We start from the raw sequence: 12,649 nt of genomic DNA on the forward strand, positions 1-12,649 counted from the left end.
GCGTGAGCACCGGGCCTGTCGGGGGATCGTCGGCTAGGCGATCTTGCGCCTCATCGCCACGCCCGTCATCACGAGCAACGCGCCGAAGAGCACGAGTCCGAGCACGCCCACGCCGGTGTTCGCCAGCGCGTCCGTGTTCCTGGTCGCCGGCGCCAGGATCGCGCCACCGTTCCCGCCCGCGCCGCCGGGAGTGGCGACGGTCGGATCGGCGACCTCGGGGCCGCGCTCGACCCAGACGTACGACGGCCACTCGCGACCCCGGACGTTGCCGAAGGGCTCACCCTCACCGAGGTCGACGACCTTCCACGGGCCCACCACCAGCGGGACGTACTCGCCGACCGGCAGGTCCGGGAACGTCCAGGCGCCCTGGGCGTCCGTGGTCGTGCTCGCGACCGGCTTGCGGGTGTGCGGGTCGAGCAGCACGAGCTTGACGTTCGGCACCCTCTCCGGCGCCATCCAGTCGCCGGTGACCACGAAGCCGGTGAACGTCTCCGTCGCACCGGGCACCTTGCTCGTGGCGGAGGCGTGCGGGTTGCCGCTGCCGTTCTCCGGCCCGAACGAGCAGCCGACCGTGACGTAGCCCCAGTCGGGCGACGACGCGGGCAGCGCGGTGCTGAAGCGGACCTCGAACGTCTGGCCCGCCGCGATCTGCACACCGGCGGCGGCCCTGCCCAGCTGACCCCATTCCGGGAGGTCGTTGCCGAGGTAGGGGCCGTAGCTGCCGCCACCGCACTCCGCCTTGACCTGCAACGACTTCGTGGTGCCGTTGGTGATCGACACGGTGACGCCGACGGCGTCACCGGCCTGGTACTCCGGCTTGTCGAACTTGATCGACGCCTTCAGTTCGTCCGACAGCGGCCGGACCAGCCGCACCCGTGCGGTGCCGACGTCGCCGGGGTTCACCACGGCGACGCGATCGGCTTCGGGGGTGTCCTGGAGCCAGCCGGACTCCCGGTCGTACTCGTCCGAGGCGGAGTACGTGCCCGCGGGCAGGTCGGTGAGGTGGACCCGGCCGGAAGCGTCGGTCGTCGCCTCCCTGTTCACGTGGGGCTTGCCGCCGCCAACCCGAACTTTGCGGTTCGCGAGTTCTTCGCCCGCGTCCGGCTGCCCGTTCAGGTTGCGGTCGCCGTACACGACGACCAGGACGGAACCGGTGCCCCAGTTGACGTCCGCCCGTGCCTCGGCCTTGTTGTTGTCGCGGTTCGGGTCGTCGGACTGGGTGCCGGCCTCGGCCACGTAGCTCACCTTGCGGAGCTTTTCGGGGTCGATGCCCCCGTCCCTGATCCGGCCGGTGAACGTGGCCTGCTTGCTCTCACCGGGGTAGAGCACGATCTGGGGATCCAGGAACCTGCGGAGCTCCGCGTAGTCGAAGTAGGGCTCCTGCTCGTTGTACGGGGTCCCGTGCCAGCTGCCCCGTCCCGGGTCGACGCCGGTGCCGATGTTCTCGACCTTGATCGTCATGCGCACCAGGTCGGAGATGTCGTAGCTCTGCTTGTCGAACGAGACGGAGACCTTCAGGTCCGGCGCGAAGACGGTCGGGTCCTTCACGAAGGGACCGTTCACCACGTCGAGATCGGCGACGACCTCCTGCTCGGCGATGACGTCGACGAGCCGGTGCGCGCTGCCGTCCTCGAGCTTCCAGCCGCCGACGACCTGGAGGGCGACCTTGCCGCGCGGCAGCTTCTGGATCCGCCACGCGCCGTTCCAGTCGGTCGACGCCTGCCCGATGATGCGGTTGTTCGCGGGGTTGATCGCGACGATCTTGGTCGAGGTGATGGGGATGCCGCTGCCGGCGGCGAGGAGGCGGCCGGACACGGTGCCGTGGATGCCGGCGATGTCCGCGCCGACGGTGAGTCCGGGGTTCGCGGAGCCGTAACCGGCGCCGGGACCATCGGCGTTGCGGCCGTCGACGCTGAAGGTGCAGGCGAAGTAGACCTTGCCGGTCGGGAAGTCGACGTCGGGCACGGTGTCGGTGACCGTGAACGTCTTCGTCTCGCCCACGCCGATCGTGACGCCTCCGCGGTCCGGTCGCAGGTCGCCCCAGCCGTCGGCGGTGCCGTCGAGCGTCGCCGGGTCGTTCTCCGGGTCGCAGACGGTGACGAGGTTGGTGATCGGCTCCTTGCCGTTGTTGCGCAGGATGACGCTCACCGAGATCGGGTCGCCCTTGGCGTAGCTCGGCTTGTCGAACGAGTGGCCGGCGATCCACAGCGAACGCGAGAGCGTCGGGACGGCCTGCAGCGAGACCTGGGTGGTCTCGCCCTGCTTCACGGTGATGAACTGCCCGGCCTTGACCGTCAGGGAGTCGCCGCCGGCGCCGCTGCTGCCGGTCCACCGCACCTGATAGGTGCCAGGCGGAACGTCACGCATCGTGAACTGGCCGCCGTTGTAGGTCTGGGTGGAGTTCGGGAACGCCGGACCACCGCTCAGCCTCAACGTCTGCCAGTCGATGCCTTCACCGGGGCTCGCGACACCGTTGCCGTCGCGGTCCTCGAACAGCACACCGCTCACTTGGCCGCCGTTGTTGACGATCTTCGTCTCGGCTCGCGACAGGTTGTCGTTCGGCGTCTTGTCGGTCACGCCCTCGGCCCAGGTGCGAACCGTGAGCGCCACGCTCGGAACGCCCCACTGGGCCGTGGCACCGAGCTTGATCACCTTCACCTCGCCGGGAGCCAGGCTCGGGCGGGAGACCAGGTCGTCGACGCCCGTGGTCAGGTTCAGCGACAGGACCTCGCTGGCGAACCGGACCTGGTTCGCGGCCACGTCACCCTCGTTGCGAACGGTCAGCGTGACGCCCAGCGGCTCGCCCATGGAGTACTCGGCGCGGTCGAACTTCACGGAGATCTTGAGGTCCGGTGCGGCCTGCTGCTGCGTCGCCTGCTTGGGCTCTTCCGCCTTCGCGGGCTCGCTGGTCGGCGTGACCGGCGTGCTCGGGACGGGCGTGTCGCCGGGCGGGTTCTCCTGCGGAGGCGTCGAGGTCGACGGCGGAGCGGGGTCACCGGACGGCGGCGGGACCGAGGGGTCGCTCGACGCGGGCGGCGGAGTGGACGGCGGAGTGCTCGGTTCGGTCGTCTGCGTCGGTTCGACGGCCGACGTCGGTGCTTCCGGCTCCTGCGCCTGCGCACCGCTGGTGGCGGTGCCGAACGCGAGGAGGACAGCGGTGGTCAAGGCCCCGAATCTGAGCAGGGCACGGCTGACCGATCTCTCGGACACTAGGAATCCCCCAAAGACCCCGTAGGAATGGTCCGCCTGAGCATCAAGCCCCCGCACGTGCCCGACAGACTCGGGCAAAGTACCGGATCAAGGGCATTTCCGGAAATGATTCATGTCTCAGGACGTCCTGCGGCGACCGGCGACACGAATCCCGAAGCCGAACGCCACGAGAAGCGCGGCCAGCAGGCCCAGTCCGAGCACGCTGGCGCCGGTCTTGGCGAGCGCGCCACGGGTGCCACCGGTGGAATGCTGCTGGGCGGGCGGTGGTGCGGCTTGCGGCACGGGCACCACGAAGAGGTCTCGTTCGGTCACGGCGTCGGCCCTGATGTCGACCTTGCCGTTGTCGCCCTCGAACTGCCACGGTCCGTCGACCCACGCCCAGAACTCACCTGGTGGCGCCTGGTCGAAGCGGGTGTTGCCCTCGGCGTCCGAAGTGGAGTCCGCGAGCTGGTACCCGTTCTCCTTGTCGGTCATCAACAGGACGCGGGCGCCGGGGACCGCCTCGCCGGGGTCGACGACGTGGTTGTTGTTGCGGTCGTGCGCGAGCCTGCCCTTCACCGAGCCGACTCCGCCGGGAACGCTCGCCCAGTCGAACGAGAACGGGCCGTCGGTGTTGAATCCGGGCTCGGGTGCGAAGTCGCACGCCACCAGGGCGATCCGCTTGAGACGGGCACCGTGCGGGACCTTCTCCGTGACGACGATCTTCTTCGTCTCGTGGGCGGCGAGCGTCACTCCCGGCTCGTAGTAGTTCAGATCGCCCCACCCCGCGGGAAAGGGATCCTTGCTGGTGCCGCCGAAGTGGTTCGAGTCGCCGACGCGGTTGCATCCGTGCTTGATGCCGCGGATCTCGCGATCGGCGTTGTTGGTGAGCGTGACGGTGATCCTGGCGTCCTCGCCGAGCACGTAGCCCTGCTTGTCGAGCTCCACCGTCGCCTTGAGCAGCTCGGAGTACGGGCGGTCGGCGCGGGTGGTCAGATCGAGCGGTGTCCCCGGCTGCACCCAGATCTGCGGAGTTCCCGTCTCGATGTGCACGATCCAGCCGCCCGCGAGCGTGTAGCTGATCCAGTACTCGCCGGACGGGACGTCCGTGAGCGAGAACCTGCCCTCGGCGTCCGACGTGGTCTTGCGGTACGTGAGCGGAGCGCCTCCGCTGATCTCCACCACGGCGTCCGGCGCGGCCTCGCCCGCGTCCGGCCGGCCGTTGCGGTTCGCGTCCTCGTAGACGAGCCCGGTGACGGAACCGCTGGTCGGGATGATGTCGGCCGTGCCGTCGAAGTCGTGGAAGTAGCGGTCGGGCCTGCCGACGAACTTGATGAACCCGTTGAGCGTGAGCTTGCCCCCGGAGAATTGGCGGATCTTGCCCGAGTAGCTGAACGTGCGTGACTCCCCGGCGGGAATCCGCACGCCGCGGCCGTTCCAGCCGAAGTCTCCCCACTGCTCGTTGGGGATCAACAGCGAATACAACGAGTTGTCGAGTTTCACGCCCTCGGCGGTCTGGCCGCCGTTGTTCTTGACGGTGAACTCCACGGTCACGGTCTCGTGCGACTCGTAGCGCGGCTTGTCGAACTTCATCGTGGTGCGCACGTCCGCCGGCGTCGCGAACTTCAGGAAGCGGTGGTCGGCGCCGCCCTTCCCGGTGATGGTCAGCAGTTCCTGGGCGGGGTCGGTGAAAGCCCACCACCCGACGAGCACGACCCGGTACTCGCCGACCGGCAGCCCGGAGAACTCGACCTTGCCGTCCGCCGCGGTGGTCCGCTCCACGACCTGCTCGCCGGTCCGCGGGTCGATCAGGACGACCTTGAGACCCCGGGCGGCTTCCTGCTCGTCGATGCGGGAGTCAGCGTTCCTGTCCTCGCCTAGCACCAACGTGTAGGTGCCGGCGCCGCCACTCGCCTTGGCCTCGGCGTGCACGGACGGGCCGTCTCCGTTCCAGCCGGGGTTCGGCGCGAAGCTGCAGTCGAGCGTGACCACCCCGCCCAGGCTCGCCTCCTCCGGGATCTCCTCGACGATCGACATCTCGCGCTTGGCGCCCGCTTCGAGCGAGAGGCCGTTCGCCACGAGCGCGTCCCAGTTCTTGCCGCTGCCAAGGCCGTTCGGCCTGCTGTCGCACCGCGGTTTGATGCCGTTGATCTTGCGGTTGGTGGTGTTGGTGATCGTCAGCTTGATCGTCGCGGACGCCGGGAGGCGATAGCTCTCGCGGTCGAACGTCGCGGTGGCGGTGAGCTGTTCCCGGAACGGGCGCTCGGCGCGCACCGAGATCTCGGTCGTCTCGTTCGCCTTCACCGTGAACAGGTCGCCGCCGGCGTTGGCGTGGTGCACGGTCCAGCCGTCTTCGAGCTGGTAAGTCGGGTGGTACGTGCCGGGCGCGAGGCCGCTAAAGGCGAACCTCCCGTCGTCACCGCTGATCGTCGAGTGATAGGCGCTTTCGTCGGCACCGCCGAGGATGTCGATCTTGCCGCCGGAGATCTCCTCGCCGGGATCCCGCTGGCCGTTGGTGTTCTTGTCGGCGTACAGGACGCCGGAAATGCTTTCCGGCTGCTCTGCCTGGGCCGGCGGCGGTGCGACCGGAGCGGACGACGGTGGTGCTGACGTCTCGACGGGCGCCGGCGGTGTGCTCGCCGGGTCGTCCTGCGCGAACGCGGCAGTGCTGAACGTCAGCACCGCGACGGTGGTCAGAGCTCCGAACCTGAGCACGGCACGGCTGATCGATCTACCGGACAACGGAATCCCCCCGAGTCCCCAGTGAAAGGCGCCCGGAAAGTACCGCAGGCTCGTGACCTCGCGAAAGAGGCAATGGGATGGCGAAAAGACGCGCAAGATTCTTTTCGAACGAGGGCAACCGGCGGCATTGGGAAAGCGTGAGCATCGCGGGGACTCGTCTGCGCTCACGCCGGTGGCATGCTGTCGTGCGTGACGCCGGAAGACTTCGCACACCTGCGCCGGGCGCGTGACCTGATGGACCGCGAGTACGCGCGGCCGTTGGACGTGCCCGCGATGGCCCGTGCCGCGCTGATGTCACCGTCGCACTTCGCCCGCCAGTTCCGCGCGGCCTACGGCGAGACGCCGTACGGGTATCTGATGACGCGGCGGATCGAGCGGGCCAAGGCGTTGCTGCGGCTCGGAACGCTGTCGGTGACCGAGGTCTGCGTCGAGGTCGGGTGCACCTCGCTCGGCTCGTTCTCCGCGCGGTTCACCGAACTGGTCGGGGAAACGCCGTCTGCCTACCGGGCGCGTGCCCATGATTCGCTGGCCGCGGTGCCCGGATGTCATTTGATGGGGTTGACGAGACCGAGCAGATTTCGAGAAGCGACGCGTTCGCGGCGTGCCTAGGGTTTCGCCCATGAAGCTCTCGCACACGTTCCTCTTCGTCCACGACCAGGACGCCGCGCTGAAGTTCTACCGCGACGTCGTCGGGCTCGAGGTGCGCACCGACGAGTCCGTCGAGGACTACCGCTGGCTCACCGTCGGGCCCGCAGGCCAGCCCGACGTCGAGATCGGCCTGTCGCGCATCGGGCCGCCCGTCCCGCCGACCGACCACGAGGCGCTGCACGCGTTGCTGGCCAAGGGGTCGCTGCACGGCGTCATCTTCGAGCTCGACGACGTGGACGCGAAGTTCGAGCAGGTCCGCGCGGCCGGCGCCGAGGTGCTGCAGGAGCCGGTCGACCAGTTCTACGGCGTGCGCGACTGCGCGTTCCGCGACCCGTCCGGCAACATGATCCGCTTCTCGACGCCGCGGTCCGTCCAGTCGTAAAAGCACTTCCGGTTCTCACGCTGGGCGTGCTTCAGTAGTGCCTTCAGGTGTTCTCAGAGACAAGGTCGATGCCATGGGCAGCCCCGGACACACCGGGTGCCTTCGCAGTACCCGGTGACTCTCGCGTTCTGTTTCTCGCGATCACCAGGAGCACCACCTTGACTTGGTACACCTCGTTCTTCACCGATCTCGCCAACACCTTCTGGCGTGGCGCGGTGCCACCTTCCGTCACCTCCGCCGAGATCGACTTCATCACCGGTTTCAGCGCGGGTCCGCGGGTGCTGGACGCACCGTGCGGCAGCGGCAGGCACAGCATCGAACTGGCCCGCCGCGGCTACACGATCACCGGCATCGACATCTCCGCCGAGGCCATCTCGCACGCCCGTGCGCTGGCTCCCGAGCTCGACTGGCGGCAGGGCGACCTGGCGGCGCTGGGCTCGTTCGGCGTGACCGCCGATCTGGCTCTGTGCCTGGGCAACAGCTTCGGCTATCTGTCACACGCCGGTTCGCAGCGGTTCCTGGCCGACCTGGCCGCCGCCGCACCGGTTCTCGTCATCGACTACGGCTGCACGGCCGAGTCGTTGCTGCCTTCGCTGCCGGGCGAGCTGCGCATGTCGTTCGGGGGCGTGGACTGCGTCGCCGTGAACGACTACGACGTCGCCTCGGGGCGGCTGCTGATCGACTTCACGTTCACGGACGGGGAGCGGACGCAGCGGTCGACCTGCGAGCAGCACGTCTACACGGCCGCTGAGCTGACCCGGATGCTGAACGCCGCCGGGTTCTCGTCGGTCGAACTGTTCGGCGACGTCGACGGAAGCGCTTTCCGCGTGGGCGACCACCGGTTGCTGGCCGTGGCACGCCGCTGACGACAGGTGGCGCACCGATCCGGTGCGCCACCTGTGTCATCTAGCCGAGGTTGTTCGTGTCGAACGTGTTGCAGCGGGCGGGGTCGCCCGTCTCCAACCCGGTCGTGAACCACTTCTGCCGCTGCGCCGAGCTGCCGTGGCTGAACTGGGTCGTGTCGACCCGGCCGCCGCCGAGCTCGCTCTGGATGAAGTCGTCACCGATGCGCGCCGCCGCGTCGAGAGCGGCGTTCACGTCCTCCTGGGTGATGTTCGAGATGAGGGGCTGACCGTTGGCGCTCGGCACCGTCGTCGCGGCCTTGCCCCAGGCGCCCGCGTAGCAGTCGGCCTGCAGTTCGAGGCGCACCGAGCCCGAGGTGGGTCCGGTCTCCCTGCCGACCCGGTCCGAGGTGCCGAGCAGGTTCTGCACGTGGTGGCCGTACTCGTGGGCGAGCACGTAGGCCTCGACGAACGGGCCGCCGGTCGCGCCGAACTTGGTCCGCAGCTCGTTGAAGAAGTCCAGGTCGATGTACACCTGGGAGTCCGCGGGGCAGTAGAACGGGCCGACCGCGGAGGTGGCGTTGCCGCAGCGGGTGTTCACGCTGTTGCGGAAGAAGTTGGTCTTGGTGACCTGGTAGGTGTTGCCCGAGCGGGCGAACTGGTCGGTCCAGAAGCCCTGGATCGAGTTGATCGTCGCCACGACCCGGCAGTCGCTGTCGCGGTTCGCGTCAGCGCCGGTCTTGCACTTCTCGAGCAGCTGACCGGACTCGACCTGGGTGTTGTTGCCCATGCCCTCGAGCCCGCCTGCCGGCAGCTGGATGCCGGTGAACTGCTGGATCAGGAAGTAGATGATGAGGCCGACCACGCCGAGGCCACCGCCGACGCCGGCCACGCGGCCGCCCACGCCTCGTTGGTCCGACACCTGCGAGAGGTCGAGTTCCGCGCCTTCGTTGAACTGCACCGCATCCTCCTGCCAAGGACCCCATGGGTGCCGCAAACGATAAAGCACGAAACATGCCTTGGTGCGGAGCCCGACGTCGGGGCACCGCACCAAGGCTTTCCCATTTGGAAGTGACGACTACGGCCCACGAAGGTTGGCGTGGCGCTCAGCCGGTGACGCCATGAGACGACACCGAAGCCGAGCTCAACAGCGTCGAAGTGCGCCGAGCGACGCCTGATGGCGCCTGGGCACCCGAAACCTCGTGTCCGTCGCTACGCAGTCGCGACCGGACCGGTCACGTCCAGTCCACTCGCGGGGATGCGACAGACCGCGTTTCGCCACAGCGAGGAGATACCTGCACAGCACCACCTACCCCTTCTGGGCGTGGCCTCCGGGTGGTCTTGTTCATTCACCTGCCGGTTGCCAGCTCGTTATCGACTATGCGCTTGATCGCCGCATTTCTCAACACCTCACGCGAAACCTGAATTGGTGAAGTCGGACGGGTGACCTGCGGAGATCGACACTGCAGACAGCAATCGCCCGGCGAGAGAATCTCTCGCCGGGCGATTGGGGAAAACGATCAGATATTGATCAGGATCAGGCCTGGGTGATTCGGCGCGCACCGCGGCGGGCCATCACGCCCGCGGTCATCAGGCCGAGACCCACCAGCAGGAACTCGAGCGGGTCGGCGCCCGTCTTCGACAGGTTCGGGATGAGCGCCGAGGCGCGCTGCGAGGCCTTGTCGCCGCTCTGCGGGGTGCCGGCGCCGGAGTCGTCGCCCGTGTTGCCGCTGCCGTTGTTGTCGCCGTTGTTGCCGCCGTTGTCGTTGCCGCCACCGGGGTTGCCGTTGCCGGGGTTCTCGTTGCCCGGGTTCTCGGGGTTCTCGCCCGGCTGCTCGGGCTGCTCCGGCTGTTCGGGCTGCTCCGGCTGCTCCGGCTGCTCGGGGGTCTCGGTCTTGCCGCAGTCGCCGCTCGCGGTGCCGAGCACCGCCGCGCTGGTGCCGCAGACCGTCACGGGAGCCTCGACGGTGCCGTTGGGCTCCTGCGGCTTGGTCTCGCCGCAGCTGCCGGTGCCGCCGCCGGCGACGCCGACCGAGTTGCCGCACACCGTGACGGGCGCGGAGACCAGGGCCTTGTCGGCCTGGGTGCGCGCGGCGGGCTTCTCCTCGCAGGTGGCGTCGCTGTCGCCCAGGACGTTGATCGCGTTGCCGCAGACCTTGACCGGGACGCTCACGAGGTTGCCGACGCGGACCTCGTCGTCGATGTTGAGCGGCACGGGGATGGCCTGGGCCCATCCGGCGGACGCGACCATCAGGCCACCGGTCAGCAGAGCCGCGGACATGGTGCGGTTGAGGTTCTTGCGCATGACTGTTCTCCCTGGAATGTGGTGACGGATCCCTGTGCTGGTGCGGCACGTGGGATCAGTCGGGAGAGAACGTCGGTTCCTCCGCGCGCACGGTGCGCGGCACGTCCTGCTGCTCGGTGCTGACGAGAGACGCCGTGGTGGCGGGCGGCCGCATCGCGTGCGGCAGCGTGCCCGCCGGGATCTGGGTGCTCGTGGCCGAACCCGCGCCGCTCTGCGGGAGCGTGCCGGGCATCGGCTGCTCGGCCTGCGGTTGCGGCTGCTGCGGGACGGGCACGGGGTTCGTGGGGCGCGTCGTCAGCGTCGTGGGCGGCGGCTGCGGTGTTGTCTGCTGCTGGAGCACTTCGGCCTGAACGGGCGCTTCGACTGGACGCGCCGAGGTCGGCGGTGCCGCAGGTGGTTCCGGTGCCTCGACGCGCGGGTCCGGCTTCGGCGGTGCGGGCTCGTCCGGTTGCCGCTGGGTCTCGATCTTGAGGCCGATGTCTGCGACGGGGAGCTTCACCTCGACCTTGAGCTGGTCGATCTCGACCCGGACGTCGGCGTTCGCCTCACCGGCGGCGCCCAGCAGCCAGGCGCCGGTCACCAGACCGGCGAGCAGCAGGAGCCGACGCAACCACGACATCGGCCCTCACCCTAGATCAAATGGAGCAATCAGGCACACGAAAAGGCCATCCCGGCGACTTCCGTCGCCGGGATGGCCTTCAGCTGCGTTCTGCGGTTACGGCAGCTGCGTGATCCGGCCGGTAGCCGGGGGCAGCTGGCCGGGGTGCGTCGCGAGGTACGCGGCGAACCCGTCGAGGTCGATGCCACCACCGGTGATCTCGGTGCCCTTGGTGAACTCGGCGAAACCGTCACCGCCGCCCTGCAGGAAGCTGTTGATCGTCACCCGGTAGTTCGCGTTCGGATCGACAGGGGTTCCGTTGAGCGTGATGCCGGAGATCTTCGAGCCGATCGGCGCGGACAGCGACCAGCTGTAGGTGAAGCCGGACGAGGGCTGCAGGATCGTGGTCTTGCCCACGACGAACTGCTGCTCCAGCGCGGTCTTGATCTGCGCGCCGGTCAGCGTGACCGTCTGCAGGATGTTGCTGAACGGCTGAACGCTGAACGCCTCGTCGTACGTCACCACACCAGGGCCCTCGGTGCCCTTCGGCGCGTAGGTGAGGTCGGCGCGCACGCCACCGGGGTTCATCAGCGCGATCACGGCACCGTTGGACTTGGTGGCCTCGAGCTGGGAGTCGGCGATCAGGTTGCCCAGCGGCGAGTCACCGGAGGCGGCCGCGGCCCGGACGATGTCCGCGCCGATCGAGCCGATCGGCCGGTTCGCGATCGGGCCGGACTTCGTCTTGGCCAGGTCGATCACGGACTGGATCACCGGGTCCGGCGCGACCGTGCGCGTGACGATCTTGTTGTCGGCCTTCGTCTCGCCGCGGACGACGTCGCGCGTCCGGCGGTCGATCTTGAGGTCGACGACGCTCAGCTCACGCCCGAAGGCCAGGCCCTCGATGAACGGCCGCGGGTTGCCGGCCGGGTCCTTGACCACGCAGTTGTAGTGCTGGTGGCTGTGGCCGGAGAAGACCGCGTCGATCTTCGGGCTGACGTTCGTCGCGATGTAGCTGCCGGGGTTCTCCGGAGCCACGTTGCACGCGTTGGGGCCGCCACCCGTGGACGTGACCTGGTCACCCTGGTGCACGAGCAGCACGATCGACTTCACGCCGATGGCGTCGAGGAGGTTGGCGTACTTGTTGGCCGCCTTCACCTCGTCGCCGAACTTGATCTCCTTGATGCCGTTCGGGTCGACCAGGATCGGCACGTCCTTGAGCGGCATGCCGATGAAGCCGATCGGGATCCCGTCACGGATCTCCACCCAGAACGGCGGCAGAGCAGGCAGCCCGGACTTGGCGTGCGTGACGTTCGCACCGAGGATCGGGAAGTTCGCGCCCTTGTACTTGTCGCGGAACTGGCAGCCGTCCACCGGGTGGCAGCCACCGCGCTGCATGCGCAGGAGCTCCTTGTAGCCCTCGTCGAACTCGTGGTTGCCCGCCGCGGTCGCGTCCATGCCGACCTCGTTGAGCACCTCGATCGTCGGCTCGTCGTGGAACAGCGCCGACACCAGCGGCGATCCACCGATCAGGTCGCCCTGCCCGACGATGACGGAGTTCTTGACCTCCTTCTGGAGGTTCTTGATGTGCGTCGCGTTGAAGGCGGCGCCACCGGCGTCGACGGTCGTGCCGTCCGGCAGGATGACGCGCCCGGACGAGCCGGTGGGCGGCTCGAGGTTGCCGTGCAGGTCGTTGATACCGATCAGGCGCACGTCAACCGTGCCCCGACCGCGCAGTGACTGGGCATCGGCCTGGGCTGCCCCGGTAGAGCTGATGACAGTGGCCGCGGCGGCGGTGATCGCCAGAACGGAAAGCCGTCTGAACGAACTCATGCAAGGAGCCTTTCGATGGCGTGGTTAACGCGCGTGTACGGCGCAGGAGTCTGCCTTCCGAAGGCCACGTTTTCCAGAGCAATGACTGGATCGTCATGCTCAGGACTAACCTT

At 68.4% G+C, this 12,649-nt stretch carries 9 protein-coding genes; 3 read left to right on the forward strand and 6 right to left on the reverse strand.

The window, feature by feature from the left end; all coding sequences use genetic code 11:
* Positions 1-33: 33 nt before the first annotated feature.
* Entirely contained in the window at positions 34-3,165 is a 3,132-nt protein-coding gene (locus SK854_RS17525) for a carboxypeptidase-like regulatory domain-containing protein (protein ID WP_319976172.1), read from the reverse strand.
* 162 nt (positions 3,166-3,327) lie between these two features.
* Entirely contained in the window at positions 3,328-5,931 is a 2,604-nt protein-coding gene (locus SK854_RS17530; protein ID WP_319976173.1) for an SdrD B-like domain-containing protein, read from the reverse strand.
* A gap of 177 nt (positions 5,932-6,108) precedes the next feature.
* Here SK854_RS17530 and SK854_RS17535 point away from each other — a divergent pair, with 177 nt between their 5' ends.
* The 3 genes from SK854_RS17535 (at position 6,109) to SK854_RS17545 (ending at position 7,827) form a co-directional block, all read left to right on the forward strand.
* Positions 6,109-6,540 (forward strand): helix-turn-helix transcriptional regulator, encoded by a 432-nt coding sequence (locus SK854_RS17535; RefSeq protein ID WP_319976174.1) that lies wholly within the window; start codon positions 6,109-6,111, stop codon positions 6,538-6,540.
* A gap of 10 nt (positions 6,541-6,550) precedes the next feature.
* Positions 6,551-6,961, forward strand: coding sequence for a VOC family protein (locus SK854_RS17540; protein WP_319976175.1), 411 nt, complete (start codon positions 6,551-6,553; stop codon positions 6,959-6,961).
* A gap of 158 nt (positions 6,962-7,119) precedes the next feature.
* Positions 7,120-7,827 carry a class I SAM-dependent methyltransferase gene (locus SK854_RS17545; protein ID WP_319976176.1) on the forward strand — a complete coding sequence of 236 codons (708 nt, stop codon included), beginning with the start codon at positions 7,120-7,122 and terminating at the stop codon, positions 7,825-7,827.
* 40 nt (positions 7,828-7,867) lie between these two features.
* Here SK854_RS17545 and ypfJ read toward each other — a convergent pair whose 3' ends face one another.
* The 4 genes from ypfJ to SK854_RS17565 all read right to left on the reverse strand — a co-directional run bounded on the left by ypfJ (position 7,868) and on the right by SK854_RS17565 (position 12,536).
* Positions 7,868-8,764: a KPN_02809 family neutral zinc metallopeptidase gene (ypfJ, locus tag SK854_RS17550; RefSeq protein WP_319976177.1), complete on the reverse strand. Its 897-nt coding sequence runs from the start codon at positions 8,762-8,764 to the stop codon at positions 7,868-7,870.
* A 576-nt stretch (positions 8,765-9,340) separates the two neighbouring features.
* Positions 9,341-10,108: a hypothetical protein gene (locus SK854_RS17555; protein ID WP_319976178.1), complete on the reverse strand. Its 768-nt coding sequence runs from the start codon at positions 10,106-10,108 to the stop codon at positions 9,341-9,343.
* A gap of 55 nt (positions 10,109-10,163) precedes the next feature.
* On the reverse strand, positions 10,164-10,727 hold the full coding sequence (locus tag SK854_RS17560; protein WP_319976179.1) for a hypothetical protein: 564 nt from the start codon (positions 10,725-10,727) through the stop codon (positions 10,164-10,166).
* A gap of 96 nt (positions 10,728-10,823) precedes the next feature.
* Positions 10,824-12,536, reverse strand: coding sequence for a bifunctional metallophosphatase/5'-nucleotidase (locus tag SK854_RS17565; protein WP_319976180.1), 1,713 nt, complete (start codon positions 12,534-12,536; stop codon positions 10,824-10,826).
* Between the last annotated feature and the right edge of the window lie 113 nt (positions 12,537-12,649).

It is taken from the genome of Lentzea sokolovensis (assembly GCF_033949975.1).
GTDB lineage: Bacteria > Actinomycetota > Actinomycetes > Mycobacteriales > Pseudonocardiaceae > Lentzea > Lentzea sokolovensis.